This is a genomic window from Hominiventricola filiformis (genome assembly GCF_020686965.1).
GTDB classification, from domain to species: Bacteria; Bacillota; Clostridia; order Lachnospirales; family Lachnospiraceae; genus Hominiventricola; species Hominiventricola filiformis.
Genome location: NZ_JAJEPS010000002.1, coordinates 38,603 through 54,774 on the forward strand (window position 1 = coordinate 38,603; position 16,172 = coordinate 54,774).

Genomic DNA, 16,172 nt, shown 5'->3' on the forward strand with positions numbered 1-16,172 from the left:
ACGCTCCTGTCATAAAAACAAGATTATAAAGATCCGTTTCTTATTTTTACAGCTGATCGTATTTGGCGGCACTGCCTTTTGCTTTTTCGACCGGATATTTTGCCTCGTTCTGTGACATCTTCATGTTAATGATCTCATCCGCATCCAGCCCAAGCTTGTCCAGCAGATTCTGACTGTAGACCATGACGTCTGCCAGTTCTTCTTTCACATGCTGCAAATCATATTCTTCATCAGACCATTGAAAACACTCCAGAAGCTCGGCTGCCTCAATCACAATGGATTTTGCAAGATTCGCCGGTGAGTGGAACTGATCCCAATCTCTGTCTTCTGTAAATTTTCTGATTCTGTCTATGGTTTCCTGTTTCATACCTTCTCCTTTATTTTACTGCTTTCAGCAAGGCTGCCCGTAATTCTGGATCGCAGGCGTAAATGTACATGCCGTTCACGCCACGGGTCATAAGTACCCGCACTTCGTGCTGAATTAACATTTCTCCAAATTTTTGTTTTGTTCCATCTGACATCGTTCTGTTTCGAATTGCCTTATTATTGTGGCTTTCCGATGGAGCAAATATAATCTTTCCATTCCGATATTTCACAGATGGTCCCAGTATCACACCCGCATAATTCAGATCAAATCCTTGAATAGTAAATGTAGAACCGACTTCATTGATCGTCTGCGGCTGCTCCGCCCATGCCAGACCACTGATCTTCCGCTTTTCCTTTCTGGAAAGTTCCGCGCCCAGTTCTCGATTCCATGGCTTGTGCCATTTTCCAATGACCACTTCCCAATATGCTCTTAATCGATCATCGGGTTTCCGTTTCTGACTATATTCCCAGTCATAAGTTGCAAGCACACGAGACAAAGCAGAATCTTTCTCTTTTGCTTTTTTCTGAATTTCCAGATCCAGCATTTCCGGATCGTCAAACACCTTGATCTGATAACCATCCACTGTATGCGGGATTTCCTTTAACTGCCCCTTCTTTGTGAAGGAATCAATCCAGTCCATGGTTACCGGGTCCGCCTGCATACGGAGCTGCTTATCCAGCACAATGTGATTTTCCGCCGCCTTCGCCTGATTTCTGTAATGTTCCAGAATCTGTGCCTCCCAGAACTGTTCTGTGGTAAGGATCTGATTTTCATCAAACATCACCACCGTTACCCGCGCCCTGGCAATAATATCCTTTAACTGATTTTCCCCATGATAGGACTGTTTACCCTGTGTCAGAAGCAAATGCGCCTCATCGACAAAAACCACGTCCACCGGATCATCTTCCGAATGATTATTGATAAATGTCGTCGGCTTGCTCACAACTTTTCCATACTTCGCAGTTAAACCAAGCTTCTCTGCAATCTGCTCATATACCGTGATCTGCTCATCATGATTTACCAACAGATAACATTTCAGCGTCTTCTCTTCTTCCTCTGCCTGGCAATACAGTTCATAAAAGGTACTGCTGTTCAAAACCGTCTTACCAGTTCCGGCCTCACCGTCTATGAAAATCAGCTGCCTGGTTTCGCCATTTTCAAGTGCCTTTGAAACCTTCTGAAGAATCAGTTCTCTTGCATCTTTCTGCTCTTTGGTCAGCTTATGAAGTGGCGATGCTTTATAAATCGCGGAATCCTTGATTGCACTCTCTGTCGGAAATAGTTCCTTATTTTCCTTCCGAAGTCCCCGCCAGATCCTGCCGAATATCTCATCCAGTTCTTCCACTGGATAATAACTGGTCTGCGGATTGTCCCGCAGATTGTGCACATGCTTTACACGCTCTGCACTCATCATATAATGCATCAGACGATTTTCAATATCCATGGTCAGTGATTTATTGAAATGCTCATGCCCTATAATGAAAAGCCTCGCATCCTTTTCCATCAGCTTTCTTTGCCATTTTGATTTATCTACAGCCGCATCATAATGCTGACGTGTCCGTTTGAAAATATCATTCGACTCTCCGACATAGACCTCAAAATCTCCGGAGTCCTGCCAATTGTGAATATAAACCGTTGGAAAATTCGCAATGATTTCCTGTGTCTTCTCATCCTCTGCAGGCAGCAATACATTTTCAAAAAAGTCCAACGCTTCCCGATTGTCTTTAATCTGCTTAATAATTGGCTTTGCTATGTTTGTCATCTTTTGCCCCATTTTTATTTATCGCCATCTGTACCATTTTCTCAAAAGACTGTGCGAAGCACTCATCGTCCTCTTTCGTGCGCTTTTTCGGTCCTTTGATGTGATTCTTGTGAGATCCCCGTCTCGCTTTTCCATTCAAATGCCTTTCCATCAACATCTGATCAATGTTCTCATTGGTATACCATCTGCCGGACTGATGAATGGCATAGACTCCTTTTCCAAGTGCCATGGCTGCCACGCCATAATCCTGGGATACCACAATATCTCCCCTGTGGCAAATGCCAATCAATTTGTAATCCACCGCATCCGCCCCGGCACCTACGATGATCACTTCGCTGTAATTCGAACGTAATACATGATTGGTATCACAAAGCAGGGTGACCGGGATTCTGTATCTCTCTGCTATTTTCTCTACGATGCCTACCACCGGACAGGCATCTGCGTCAATGTATATTTGCATGGTTGTTGTTCAGTTCTACTTTCTGTTAATTTATTCTATACTTCGTGCCTCTACCCTTCCCCTCAACGATCACAACACCTTTTTTCACCATTTCTTTCAATATCTTTGTTACCTTTGATTTTCCAAAAGGTACATACGGTTCAATTTCACTGATTGGCTTCGGCATGGTCTTGCTTAATATTTTATAGATAACCCGTTCGTCTTCCGTTAAATTCAGCGCATTTTCCAGAATCGGAAGAACAATTGTAATTGTATTTTCTGACACCACAAACTCCGGCAGTATCAGTTTCCCTTCATATAGCTGCTTTATCCTTGTAATCCCAGTTCCAAATATTTCGACAAATCCCAATCTGTAAAACACATTTGCCAGATTTCTGTTTCTCAATATAGAAAGCTTTCCGGATAAATACTCTTCCTCTGTTATTCCAGCGGGCAAACCTCCAGGAGAAATAATCTCAATTTTGTCATCAAACATTAAAACCCTGATCTGAGCTTCCACATCCCATACCCTGTGGATCAAAGCATTTGCAATTGCTTCCCTGAACGCAGCTTCTGGTATTTTTTCCATCTTCTTTCTGTCAGCGCCCTGTATCACCTCATACTGATAATAATCTCTATACATATCTACCGCTTTTTCATATGCTTCTAATATTGAGATATTTTCAAATATTGCCCTTTTCTGAATGACACTGATGTTTTCACCAAATTTCACAATATCAATTCCCGGAAAATGATTTCTATCCGCCAAAAGTCCGGCTGCATTATTATATCCATTACCATCGCTATACAGATTCAATGTTTTTAATGTATCTCGATTAAAGATTTCGATTTGGATACACTCTTTTAATTTATGCTGCAAAATCTCAAAAGACAAATCCTGATCTTCGCATGGCAGTTCTTCAAATCTGATATTTTTCCCCTCTAAAATAAGCCTTGATAATTCCAGAGTATCTACTTCTATCGTTGCTGTATCATTTCGCTTGTACGCTTTTGATTTATATAAATATGGCTTCTGAAGTCCACTTTGTACAGTAAGCTTTATCGTCCGATTATTATTCTGTATTTCAAGCATATAATTCGGTTGTGGAGAAATACTGTCATTAATTTTGTTTTCAATATCCAGACAGGCCTGCTTCACATCCGGCAATCCTTTGATATTTCCCTCGTCATCAATTCCAAAATAGATTGTACCGCCATCGTAATTTGAAAAAGCGCTGACCGTCTTTAAGAAAGTATTCGTAATCGTTTCCTTGAATTCTAATATCCTTGTTTCCCGCATACCGATTGCTTCCTTTCTAAATCTTATTGGTTATATTATATATAAAAACAGCCGCAAAAACAATCGTAAATTTTTGCGATTGTTTTTGCGGTCATTTTTAATTAATCGACTGTACATTCCAATTTCGTTCTTCTTGTAATTTAAATTCAGCTATCAATGCATCATAAGCATTCTGAAGATTAAGCCAATACTTTACGCTGGTACCAATCATTTCAGAAAGCTTCATTGCAACATCCATAGACAGACTCTGTTTTCCATGAATCAACAAACTCAAATTTTCAGGTGTAATATCTAATCTCTCTGCGAAATCTTTCTGTGTTAATTCACTTTCTTCCATGATTTCTTCAATATAATATCCCGGATGAAATACAACTGTATCATTACATTCTATGTAATTACTCACAATGTTTGCTCACCTCCACACATATCCCAACTGTCCATTATTTGCCTTGTTTTATTTATCGCGTGTTCAAAAAGCAACCGCAAATATTTACGATTGCTTTTTTGACCGTTTGTAAACGATTAATTCCAGCTTTTCCAAATATCAGGCTGATATCCCAGCGTCGACTGCTTTCCATTTCTCACTACCGGAGTTTTCAGCACCTGTGGATTTTCCAGCACCTTTGCAAGCTTGTCTTCCTCTACCGTATATTTAATGAGCGCGAGCAAATCCTTGTCCTTTCCTTCCCAGTTAATCATATTTTCCAGGCCACCATTTACCTGAGCAACGGAATTAAATTCTCCCTTACTCATGCCCTTTTCCTTCATATCAATAAACTGGTACTTAATCCCTCGTTCCTTGAAAAATCGTTCCGCTTTCTTCGTGTCATTACATTTCCTTGTACCAAATATCTGTATATTCATATCCGCTTATCCCTTCTGCATCTTTCATTGCCATCTGTACCATTTTCTCAAAAATTTGAAAACCTTTACATATATTATATCTCTTATTCAAAATATATCATTAGACTGCTAGTCCAATGACATATTCCTAAAGCCCTGCTTTTTCTGCAAAATATTGATATCTTTCCGATAAATATCAATATTATTCGGAAAGATATCAACTCCATTTGACTTTCTTCCGAATGAATCCTTCCGATCCTTCTTTATAAATGTAACTCTTTTTATGTTACATTTATAAAATAATACCAATTTTTATTCATTTAGCGACTGGAAGCAATCGCAATTTTTTACGATTGCTTTTACGCCCATCTTAAATCGATAAAATTTCGGTTACACATTCAGTTTTTACTAGGCAATATATTAATGAGTTTTGTTCTCAAATCATTCCATTTATTTGCATCTTTATTCCATTTTATATCATGTTCATCATTTTCCCAACGACAGCAGACATCAGTGGGATATTGTATCCTTTTTCCTTTATGCTCTTGACTATATGTAGTTTCCAACATATACAAATCCTTATGCCTTCGATTGTCATAAATTTCCCAAGTAATACAATTTGTCAATATAACCACATTACTTTTCTTTAAATACTCTTCTATTTCCTTTTCTGCATGCACTCGATCTCTCGCTTTCGGCGTTTTCACCTCCACGATTAATAAAGGTTTTTCTTTATTCTCCTCACCCAATTTCCAATAACGAGTAACCAAAACATCTGGAGTATATTGATCTGCAAATTTTTCTCTCGATATTCCTTTCCAATTTCTATATAGTGTTGACACATCAACAACATCAAACTCTTCTGCTATCGATTCTAGGAAAGGAATAATAATCCGATTTTGAAAATTGCACTCTCTACAATCATTCTTATAGTATTTATCTACTAATTTAATATATTCATCGTATTCCATGTATTTTCTCTATTTAAATAATAATATCTTCCTAATTTATATTGCTCTATTCTGGCATTCATTTTTCTTCAGAACTTTTATTTTCGTTTGCATGTACGCATATCCACCACTTTTATAAATGTAATCTATTTTATGTTATATTTATAAAATCACATAGCTTATCGAAAATTTTTCACCTACTCTTCAAGTCCTTTCATTTATCTTATTTTTAAAAATCTCAATCCAATAATTGCTCATCAGCTTCTATCAGCAATTCAAATATTGTCTCTTCTACAACCTTAACACACTCATCCGTATGTTTTTTAATGTCTTTCCCCCAGAAACGAATCACTGTCCATCCTTCCGCAAAAAGTTTCTTATCGACTTCAATATCACGCTCTCTATTTTTAGAAATTTTGCTAACCCAATATTCTGCATTATTACTTTTCTCTAACCTGGGCTTAAGAACTTCCCAATCCTTTCCGTGAAAGAACTCTCCGTCACAAAATATTGCAATTTTATACTTTGTGAGTGCTATATCTGGTTTACCCGGAATATCTTTACAATTTTTACGATACCTGTAGCCTTTCTGCCACAATGCTTTACGCAATATAACCTCTATCCGAGTATCTTTCGATCGAATACGTTGCATATTTTTATGTCGTTGCTCTTTAGTAAGGTTATCCATAGTATCACCTCATAAAAATCATATTCCTATAGTATTCTGCAAATCATTTTAAATCTGTCATACTCTATCTCTTTTGTCAACACCACAAATCATTGTTACATCTATTACTTACTCAATCTTACCTTGAGGTTCACTTTTATTCAATTGGTGCTTTTAATAAATTACAGGAATTCTCTTTACAATTTTTTTTGCATAATCCCTTCTACTTGTAATATAATTTCTTCTGATAACAATAATTCCTTTTCAATTGCACCATCTTGATTCAGTACCATAACAATACTACAGCAAAGGAAGAAACAAATATGTTCCAATCATATATCACGCAAACTCTACCAACAATTGAAAAACAGCTAAATGGTATTCTTCAAAAGATAAACCATTCTATCCCCTTTGCCCTTCACATGTATACAGACCAGTTTGATAATATATGGGTAACCTTATCCGCCATATCACCTGAAAATATTGATCCTCAAATTTTACCACCTTCCAATTCTGTCAAAATTTCTTACATGCGATTATATTGTTCCGTAGAAGAAATTTATCTTGACCGATTAGCTGTTCATCCCATATTACAAGGGCATGGTCTCGGCACATTATTAATGAATTATGCGAAAGACATTGCACATAACAATAATGTATCACTTATAATTGTACATCCTAGTTATGGAGTGACTGTCCCCCATACTTATTCATCAACTAATTTTTTACAAAGTATATTTGGATCCGAAAATACTGTGAACGAAAATACTCCAGAAAAATTTTATCTTAAAAATGGATTTGTCGATTGCATAGAGGATTCTTCAAAAGTGATTTACAAACTTTGATTTGTAAAAAGCCTCAAAAAATGTTATATTATTGCAATATTTATGTTATAGAGGTATTGTATGAGTTTTAGCAAGGATATAAAATCCATTCGGCATAAATGCCTACTAAGCCAGCAAGATTTCGCAAAAGAACTGGGCGTTTCTTTTGCTACTGTAAATCGCTGGGAATCAGGAAAAAATCAGCCCAATTTCAAAACCAAAACACTAATAAAGAACTTTTGTGCAATCCGGGGAATTGATTATGACCCAAGTTCGGAATCATCGGAGGAATAGAATGAAATATACGGTAATTGATCTTTTTGCCGGAGCCGGAGGACTCAGCCTCGGTTTCAAGCAGACAAATAGAATAAATATTGTCGCTGCGGCCGAAAACAATCCCAATGCAAGGAAAACATACAAACGCAATTTCAAAGAAGTTGAACGATTATATTCTGATGTAAGAACCATTGATTATGCAGAGCTGAAAGATAGCGTAGGTAAAGTGGATATTGTTATAGGTGGCCCGCCCTGTCAAGGATTTTCCAACGCCAATCGCCAGCATTCTACAATTATTAGTATGAATAACCGACTTGTCAAAGAATATGTTCGCGCTATCTGTGAACTACAGCCCAAGGCTTTTGTAATGGAAAATGTCGCTATGCTTCGTTCTCAAGTCCATCGCTTTTTAATTGAAGAAAACGATTTGCAGGATGAACGAATCTTGAAGCTTACACTCAAAGAGGATGCAATTGAGCTTCTCCAAAAACAAAGTTGTGATATCTCCTTGGAAGATTTAATTAAACTTGCGGCTGCGGATTCCCAATATAAATGGGCAGAATCTTTTTATAAAACAATAAATTTGCTTTACAGATATCGTATCAATCAGCCGAAGTTTAATTCTTCATTAGAAAAGCATTCAGCCAAATTGGCCTTTCAGCTAAAAGAAATCTTAGGCTTTTCAGAAGAGTCCGAACTTACAAATGTTCTACAGCAATATGATATCAATATGGCAAATCAGTTATTGCATTATATGGACTGCAAACAGGATTTTTCCGAAACAATTATTTCCATCGAAAAAGCCATTTCCATTCAACGTGCACTAATGAAAATGGATGAGCTGAGAGACAATAACATACATATATTTGAATACCGGGAAAACGACGAACATATAACCGCCATTGTAAAGTCTTATGCCGTCCTTGATTACATCAAAGGTATTTTAGAACATGAACCATATAATTACAAATTGAGCGAAAACACGTTAAATGCAATAAATTATGGTGCTCCTCAGCGGAGAGAACGTTTTATTCTTGTTGGATTAAAAGATAATCTAAATGCAGAATACAAAATTCCTACTCCTCAATATACGGAAGGAAATTATCGTACTGTATATGATGCCATTTCAGATATCCAAGAGATTACACCTTTTACAGAGTTGACTGCAGATTATATTGAATTGCCACCACATCCTGATGCAACTGGACTTGAAAAAGAGTTAAGAGGAAAACTTCTTTACAACCATATTGCAACAGCAACTAGAGAAACTGCTATGGCACGATTCAAAGCACTTAAAGCTGGAGAAAATTTTCATGACTTAGATCCATCATTAAAAACTACCTACAGTAATGCTGCAAGAACGCAAAATACAATTTACATGCGGCTGAAATATAAAGAACCTAGTGGAACTGTTGTTAATGTTAGAAAGTCTATGTGGATTCATCCCGAACTGGATCGAGCAATTTCCATCAGAGAAGCAGCCAGACTGCAGACATTTCCAGACACTTTCATTTTTGAGGGCACAAAAGATTCTCAGTACCAGCAAGTTGGGAATGCCGTTCCGCCTTTCCTTGCTCGCGCAATTGCCAACAGCATCATCTCCATTTTGGATAAATGTTAAAAAACCGGGCTTTCCGTTTACACGGTAGCCCGGCTTTCTATTAAGCCTCTTTCACTTTATCACATATCTCTATTGCACGTGCATAGATTTTATCATATATTCTCTGTTCTGGAAGGCAATCCAAAATATAAATACCACCTAATAAATTCAAATATTTAGCCAGATCTCCAAAGCGATCCGTATTAATTGCCAGTCCATTCGCTTTGGCATCAATGATGGCACTTAAAAATGGTCGAATTATCGCCGGATTATTCGATGTATTTCTCTCAAGTGCATGCATGATATAGTCTGAACTTTCACATATAAATCTTGTCAGTTCCCATGGATCTGTACGTTTCTCATCATATGTAAGTCGTCCTATCCACCATAATCTTGACATTGCATTTCTTGTCAAAGATCTTCTTCCAGATTTTTGTCCAAAGAAGAAATGGTCTTTAACTGAACTTACTGTACATTTCCCATCTATATTCCATCTATATTTTACATAATTCCAAAACGACCCAAGACAAAGTCCTGCCCACAACCGCTCATCTGAAGCCTGAGAATCACTCAAGAAATTTAAGTTGCTATATACTCGAATTGCATTTTCTGCCTCTGTAAGAAATGCTTTCGATGGATCTGCAGACATATCGAGTGAGAACTCTGGTATATCTTGAAATTTCGTATCTGAAAAAAGTGCATTTCCCAATTCATCCTGTAACCATTCAGATGAACTCAGTTTGAAGTTATCTACCCATTTATCTAAATTGGATTTGATTAAATCAATATTATCGTAACTGATAAATTGTAACTTCATTATTCATCACCTCCAGCAACACCAAAGCTACTTGTCATAAATGCGAAAGCATCCGACAAAGGATCATTTATCAATTTTTGCGCCAGAATCATAAAATTCAACGTATCAAAAGCTTCATCCTCAATATCACAATCAAATTGTGTAAGCAATGCCTTTGACAGAACCTTATACCATAACGTATCAGAATTTTCAGATCTTTCCTGCGGTGACATTGCCCTAAGCTCCTCCAATACATACACAAGTGCCGGAACAACTGTAAGTGAATTTAAGATAGCCTGTGCTTGAGGCGTTGTACTCAATGCTTTATAGCTGTAAAAATCATTCATAGGTAACTTGATAATGATTTTTCGCTGAGACATATCTACCAGCATTTGCTTGCAACTAGGATCTGGATTCCTTGTAATGTTAAAAATAGACGGCGTATTTGCAAGATCATCAATATCCTTTGTAATATCTACCGTATACATTTTTCCTACTGCCATCACACAGCCTGCTTCAATATCAAAAGACCGGCCTTTATAATCATCATGAAATTCTGGACTACTATAACCGGTAATATCTTTAACCGCAACAACAAATGAACAGATTTGAAGTTTTCCGTTTACTGATTTACTAAGCAATGTATAAACTTCACTTACTTTATCCGTTTGCACAACTGTACGAAATCCTGTTTGAGCACACTCTATATGATAAACATACTTTGCAACTCCTGTTCTAATACATTCCAATAAACTTTTACTCGTAAGAGAAGCCACAAAATCTATTCTAAGATTGTATCCATCTCTTACAATATCTATGGTCGGTTGAAATATCCCTTCTTTATAGTCATTAGAGTACGGAGACAATACTGGATACGGATACAACTTATACTTGATTTCCATACGCTTTTACCTCCAATGAACAATAATCTTTATAAGCAAGTTGAATATCAATTCTCACAGGTTTCTTCTCACTAAATGTAAGATTCAATATTCGATTACCAGAAACTCTTAAATCCGGACAATCAGAACATATAGCCTTTACTATAGTTGCATCATAATTTTGTGACTCTGCAGACATGAACACATCCAGCAACCCATTTGTTGCTGAAACACTCGGTGTAAATACAATAGTGTATTCACCAGTATTTTTATTTTTCATCATACTCCGAACGCTTATGGCTGCTATTGAAGATAACTTCTTTTTATGCTCAATCGGTGCATTTCCTCCCCCATCACCAGGATTACTTCCACCGCCATTGCCACCATGTCCACCGGCACCCTGGCTACCACTTCCGCCTTCGCCCGGTATATCCGTTACTACGACTTCACCATCCTCGTCATCGACCAATGTATTTCCCAAATCTCCCGTCGGAACCTCTGACTGTTTCGGTGCAATTTCTGTGACTTTGACTTTTATATCCTTGATTGAGTCTCTAATAGCTTCGACACGTTCCTCATTCTCAGTTTCTTCCACATCATTAGCAGAAAGGTATTCACCAACTGTCGGATCTAATGCATCTTCTGTGTCATCATTTTTCATTTCATCGAGGGATCTTTTAATAAATTGAGTTAAATATTTCAAAAGCCTTGTTGCTTTTGCTTTATTGTCGGCTCTCTCAACTTCCCATTCTATATGTTGTGGATTTTCAAGGTTTCGTAAATAGGCATTTATTGCATCTCCTTCAATAAACAATGTTCCGGCAAATGGTATAAGCCCATTGATATTTCCCTTATCCTTGATTTTCATACCTGTTTGTCTAATCATTGCAACCCGTCTATGATACGCCGGCATAATAATCATATTCAACGTCAATTTTCCTGCAATTTCTGGATCATCAGTAATTTCATTCGTGAATGTACGTGCTCTTTTTTCATCCGTCAATGTCTGGTAATACTCATCCGCATGCTCATTAAAATATTCTTTATATGTTGCCATTAATTCAGGTAATGTTTCTTTACTTATCGTAATTCCATCTACATCAACAATAAGAGACTCTTTATAAACAGCATATAAAAAACCATCCAGAACAGATGCGATCAACTGATTTTGCCAGCCCTTTTCTCCAGTAAAACCTGCAATAAAAATATCAGTTCCCGTATCTCCTGCTTTTCTCTGATAATCTGGATTCAGAGAATATTGTTTATATGTAGGACTGTTTTTATCATTTCCATAAAATCCGGTTCCCTGTGTAATTTCACTTTTTTTATTCTTAAACGAAGTCAAACGTGATACTCCCTGAGATGCAGAAGCTCCTTCAATATCATTCGTACTATAAAACACAGTTCTTATTGATGAGCAAGCATACGGTGCAAATTTTCCTATTCCAAACGAGCCTCCATTGCTTCCACCCTTATCTGATGCTCCACTCGATTTTATAAGGTTACTCCATGGTGAATTATATTCTTCACGCGCACCTGTCAAACCTGATGTATTAAAGTCACTAATTCTCAAACACAGAATAGTTGGTTTATGAATTGCACCCAATGCCTTTCTGAAAAAAGTTTTTGCCTTATCTGATTTTTGCTGCGACCAAAAATCAAGGCACTGTTCCAAAGCATATTCCAAATTTGAGAAATCTGGAATACTCTTCGGTTCGATTTCAAATGTACTAAATTCAATTTTTACTGGTTTTCCATTTTCAATTCCTGCATCAAGAGAGTTCTGACAAATTTCTCTTGCCAAAGATTTTATTGGTGTACCCTTGAAGGTCTCAATTCCTGAATCAGCTATTCCAAAAATTTGTCCATAGTTATTTGACGGAAAATTCCATTTTTGCGTTAAGTTAAACATTCCCTTATAGCCCCTTTCACTTTAGTGAAAATCTTTGAGGTTTATCGGTTTCCGTCTTGCTGAATTTCTTTTTTGCCTCCCGAACCTCATCCTCTATTGCTTGAAATATTTGTTCTACATCATCTTGGGAGTATTCATAAACCGATGTATTTGAACAATTTCCGAGCAACTGCAACGTATCAATTATTTTGTTTGTTCTTGCTTCTGCTAATCTTACAAACTTTTCGTGTTTGCTTTCTTCGGCCTTTTTTTTCACCGGATGTCCTCCTCTCTTCTTAATCCTAGCGTATCACACTAGCAATTATGCGTCAATAATATTTCTAAAATATTAGTAATATTTTGAAAATATTATAATTATTTTTCTTTTATATACCACATTTCAATTATATTTATTTTCAATCACTATCCATTGCAATCTTTTAAGAAAATTTTTTCTAAAATAATTGATTAGTTATTAAAAACACCACGTTAATATATAAGAACTTTTTCAAAATCAAAAGTAAATTTCACCTTATAGTCCAAATTTCATTTTCTCAAAATAAACATGACAGAGAATTACATTTTTCCATGCACTTGTCAGTATACTATCGGACACGTATATCATACAAACTACGAACTAATTCTCTTTTTTGACAAAAAAACAGACATCCTCTACCGTCCAAAGTGTAGGATGTCTATTTCTTATAGATAATCATTTTTACTGAGGGCAAATCAGACTTCACATCCGATTTACTTTCTGATTTGATCATACACTAGGGTTTTTACATTTGCAAGTACCTGACGCTTTAAAATTATAAACTGGGCGAATCACTGTTACGATATCTACTGCATCCTGCACCGCGTCCATAATATCGTCCAGCGATTTGTATGCCATAGGGGCCTCATCAATTGTTCCCTCATTTACAGAAGTGGTATAAATTCCTTCCATCGAATCTTTATACGCTTCAAGACTGAGTGTGTTTTTTGCCATCGCACGAGACATAACTCTTCCAGCCCCGTGCGGCGCCGAATAGTTCCATTCTGGATTTCCTTTTCCAACCGCTATAATCGAACCATCTTTCATATTAATCGGGATCAGAACTTTCTCTCCTGCATAGGCTGAAATAGCTCCTTTACGCAGAATCATTTTTTGAGTGTCAATATAGTTATGAATGGTATGAAATGTATCAACAGAACGTATTCCAGTTCTTTCCAAGATGATTTCTGCTATCTTCTCTCTGTTTCTGCATGCAAACTTCTGACATATCTCAATATCATGCAAATAATCCTCCAGAAATTTTCCATAAAGCCAACATAAATCAGCCGGGACATCTGGTATCTTTACATCATATTCCGATTCTAAATTTCCTAAAGCAGTCTGAATTTCTTTACGCCTTCCAGCAGCCTTATAGGTACGGATAATCTCATCTTTTCTTATAAAATAATCTTCTTTTCCAGAATGAAGGTCGATTGCAAGCTGTTGATAGATTTGTGCTACCTGCTTACCAAGATTCCTACTTCCAGAATGAATGATTAAATAACAAGTTCCATCTGTATCTTTATCTATTTCTATAAAGTGATTTCCTCCTCCAAGTGTTCCAAGTGATCTTTCCAGTCTTTTTGTATTTTGCAGTGCACGATAACACCGAAGCCCTGTAAGATCAAACCTCTCTATTCTGCCACCCCAGGTATCCAGCCCAGATGGAATATAATGACATACTTCATCTATTTTTTCAAAATCAAGATGTAGGTCTTCTAATTTTACCGTATACATTCCGCAACCAATATCTACTCCTACAATATTAGGACATACTTTATCTATTACAGTCATTGTAGTTCCTATGGTACATCCTTTTCCTGTATGTACATCTGGCATAATTCTTATCTGACTGCCCTCTGTCAGCCCGTAATCACACATTCTGCGAATCTGCTCTATTGCACTGTCCTCTACTGTTTTTGCATAACAAACCGCCGTATTTACTTTCCCTTTTATCTCCAACATTATATCCTCTCTATCCCCTGTTTTTGACGTCATGCCGTTATTTTCGCATAGCGCTCACTTTCCAATATTTTCATCATATATGTATAAGGCGAAAGCTGTCCTCCCATTGTCATCTGAAACAGCTTTGGTGTTACTCCTGAAATCAACACGACTCCCTGCTCATTCATAGTCACAGGCTGCTGACAATATCTGCCCGCGACATTCCAGAATATAATTTGTGGCAGTCTGTAGTGATTCTCCTCATATTTTTTTCTTGCATTTTCAAAATTTGTTTCAGAAGCATTTTCAACACAACAATTAAATTCCATATCCGAAATAATAACAAGTTTAGACGGCATTTCTTCCTGTGACATATGATTTTCCATAGCTGTATGCAATATTAAATCAAATACAGATTCCAGATTCGTATCTGCAATTTCATTAAATGTCATAATATACCGAAGCTTGTCTGCAAATGTTTTCCCTTTCATTTCTATCAACTGCGGCCGGGCTGAAAATTCAATAAAATGATTTCTGAATCTTCCTTTGTTGTGGTCTGCCAAATAGATTCCAAGGGATAATGCCACGGCAGCAGGCAGTGGTCTGCCAGACCAGTACATTGATCCGGAAGTATCAATTATAGCAAGGGCATCTTCATTGTTTCCATAATCTGGTAACGAATCCCATGTCGCATTCAATATTCTTTTCTCAGCTTCAGAAATATTTTTCAGATCTGCATTCAAATATGGTTCCACCAGCTCATACGGACACACATGATCTGCATGCAATTTTGCCTTTCCTTCAGACAGCAGTGAAAGAAATGTATGGTACCGTTCTTCATCATTTCGTTCAAATGCATCTCTATACTTATACATTGCTCTGGAGGGCTGTTTTTCATAATCAAAGGAATAGTCCTTTTCGCGAAGATAATTCTCAATGATATGAATTTTGGAGCGGAGCAGTACTACATTTTTCCGGTATGCAGCATCATTCATGCCAAATGCTTGTGCAATTCTTTTGGCATTTCGAACCGCCTGCTTATTAGATGTATTTACAGAAGGTAGCCATTTTGCCAGAAGTGATACATGTTCTCCTGCTGATGCACAGTGCAAATCTTCCGTAAACTGCAACTTAAGCAAATCTAACATTTCTTTTTCACAGGGAGTATCCAGAAGTGTAAGCAAGTCATCAAATCTGCCATATTCTGAAATATATGTTAAATTTTTCTTCACAGATTCTGTTTCATTTTTCGCAAGCCATAAGAGGATGGTGCGAAATACATGGCGTTCCCCCAGACCTCCTCTTATGTCTCTGGCATAGAAAAGGATCTTCATAGCCAGATCTGCATTTTCCGTATATGCACGTATAAAGCAATTGATGATCTCTTCATCACCTGCATGTCTGAATGCACCAATAGACGCAAACAGATCCAAACACTCCGATCCACTGGTTTCATATGTAGCTGCACCATTTTCTGTCTCCGTCATCCGCACCTTCTGTTTCAGCAAATCCAACATCAGAACTCCTCCTTTTCTACGCTGTCTTTGATACAAGATGCTTTCCGTAATACAAACCCGGGATCACACCGGGCAACA

Annotated in this window: 17 protein-coding genes; 3 read left to right on the top strand and 14 right to left on the bottom strand. The window is 37.2% G+C overall.

Going from position 1 to position 16,172, the window contains the following annotated elements:
- Positions 1-46: 46 nt before the first annotated feature.
- The 8 genes from LKD36_RS02955 to LKD36_RS02990 form a co-directional block, all read right to left on the bottom strand.
- Positions 47-367 carry a nucleotide pyrophosphohydrolase gene (locus tag LKD36_RS02955; RefSeq protein ID WP_118771435.1) on the bottom strand — a complete coding sequence of 107 codons (321 nt, stop codon included), beginning with the start codon at positions 365-367 and terminating at the stop codon, positions 47-49.
- Positions 368-377: 10 nt separating this feature from the next.
- A complete protein-coding gene (locus LKD36_RS02960; RefSeq protein WP_308458609.1) occupies positions 378-2,129 on the bottom strand; it encodes a DUF2075 domain-containing protein in 1,752 nt (583 codons plus the stop codon).
- Positions 2,101-2,589, bottom strand: coding sequence for a YaiI/YqxD family protein (locus LKD36_RS02965; RefSeq protein ID WP_308458610.1), 489 nt, complete (start codon positions 2,587-2,589; stop codon positions 2,101-2,103). Before LKD36_RS02965 ends, LKD36_RS02960 begins: the two co-directional genes overlap by 29 nt.
- A 25-nt stretch (positions 2,590-2,614) precedes the next feature.
- Positions 2,615-3,868 carry an RNA-binding domain-containing protein gene (locus LKD36_RS02970; RefSeq protein ID WP_308458611.1) on the bottom strand — a complete coding sequence of 418 codons (1,254 nt, stop codon included), beginning with the start codon at positions 3,866-3,868 and terminating at the stop codon, positions 2,615-2,617.
- Positions 3,869-3,965: 97 nt separating this feature from the next.
- Positions 3,966-4,271 carry a HigA family addiction module antitoxin gene (locus LKD36_RS02975; protein ID WP_308458612.1) on the bottom strand — a complete coding sequence of 102 codons (306 nt, stop codon included), beginning with the start codon at positions 4,269-4,271 and terminating at the stop codon, positions 3,966-3,968.
- Positions 4,272-4,390: 119 nt separating this feature from the next.
- Complete coding sequence (locus LKD36_RS02980; protein ID WP_308458613.1) at positions 4,391-4,732, bottom strand: arsenate reductase family protein; 342 nt, start codon at positions 4,730-4,732, stop codon at positions 4,391-4,393.
- A 377-nt stretch (positions 4,733-5,109) separates the two neighbouring features.
- Positions 5,110-5,682 carry a hypothetical protein gene (locus LKD36_RS02985; RefSeq protein ID WP_308458614.1) on the bottom strand — a complete coding sequence of 191 codons (573 nt, stop codon included), beginning with the start codon at positions 5,680-5,682 and terminating at the stop codon, positions 5,110-5,112.
- 217 nt (positions 5,683-5,899) lie between these two features.
- Positions 5,900-6,349, bottom strand: coding sequence for a very short patch repair endonuclease (locus LKD36_RS02990; RefSeq protein WP_308458615.1), 450 nt, complete (start codon positions 6,347-6,349; stop codon positions 5,900-5,902).
- 302 nt (positions 6,350-6,651) lie between these two features.
- Here LKD36_RS02990 and LKD36_RS02995 point away from each other — a divergent pair, with 302 nt between their 5' ends.
- The 3 genes from LKD36_RS02995 to LKD36_RS03005 are packed head-to-tail and all read left to right on the top strand — an operon-like array spanning position 6,652 to position 9,049.
- Positions 6,652-7,173: a GNAT family N-acetyltransferase gene (locus LKD36_RS02995; protein WP_308458616.1), complete on the top strand. Its 522-nt coding sequence runs from the start codon at positions 6,652-6,654 to the stop codon at positions 7,171-7,173.
- 60 nt (positions 7,174-7,233) lie between these two features.
- Positions 7,234-7,446: a helix-turn-helix domain-containing protein gene (locus LKD36_RS03000; RefSeq protein ID WP_308458617.1), complete on the top strand. Its 213-nt coding sequence runs from the start codon at positions 7,234-7,236 to the stop codon at positions 7,444-7,446.
- 1 nt (position 7,447) lies between these two features.
- Positions 7,448-9,049, top strand: a complete 1,602-nt coding sequence (locus LKD36_RS03005; protein WP_308458618.1) for a DNA cytosine methyltransferase — start codon at positions 7,448-7,450, stop codon at positions 9,047-9,049.
- A gap of 40 nt (positions 9,050-9,089) precedes the next feature.
- Here the strand turns inward: LKD36_RS03005 and LKD36_RS03010 are convergent, their stop codons facing one another.
- The 6 genes from LKD36_RS03010 to LKD36_RS03035 form a co-directional block, all read right to left on the bottom strand.
- On the bottom strand, positions 9,090-9,845 hold the full coding sequence (locus tag LKD36_RS03010; RefSeq protein ID WP_308458619.1) for a DUF6339 family protein: 756 nt from the start codon (positions 9,843-9,845) through the stop codon (positions 9,090-9,092).
- Complete coding sequence (locus tag LKD36_RS03015) at positions 9,845-10,726, bottom strand: hypothetical protein (RefSeq protein ID WP_308458620.1); 882 nt, start codon at positions 10,724-10,726, stop codon at positions 9,845-9,847. Before LKD36_RS03015 ends, LKD36_RS03010 begins: the two co-directional genes overlap by 1 nt.
- Positions 10,710-12,617, bottom strand: a complete 1,908-nt coding sequence (locus tag LKD36_RS03020) for an SRPBCC family protein (protein WP_308458621.1) — start codon at positions 12,615-12,617, stop codon at positions 10,710-10,712. Before LKD36_RS03020 ends, LKD36_RS03015 begins: the two co-directional genes overlap by 17 nt.
- Before the next feature lie 16 nt (positions 12,618-12,633).
- Positions 12,634-12,873 carry a hypothetical protein gene (locus tag LKD36_RS03025; protein ID WP_308458622.1) on the bottom strand — a complete coding sequence of 80 codons (240 nt, stop codon included), beginning with the start codon at positions 12,871-12,873 and terminating at the stop codon, positions 12,634-12,636.
- A 489-nt stretch (positions 12,874-13,362) separates the two neighbouring features.
- Positions 13,363-14,598 carry an RtcB family protein gene (locus tag LKD36_RS03030; RefSeq protein WP_308458623.1) on the bottom strand — a complete coding sequence of 412 codons (1,236 nt, stop codon included), beginning with the start codon at positions 14,596-14,598 and terminating at the stop codon, positions 13,363-13,365.
- A gap of 29 nt (positions 14,599-14,627) precedes the next feature.
- Positions 14,628-16,094, bottom strand: a complete 1,467-nt coding sequence (locus LKD36_RS03035; RefSeq protein WP_308458624.1) for a DUF2828 family protein — start codon at positions 16,092-16,094, stop codon at positions 14,628-14,630.
- Positions 16,095-16,172: the final 78 nt, after the last annotated feature.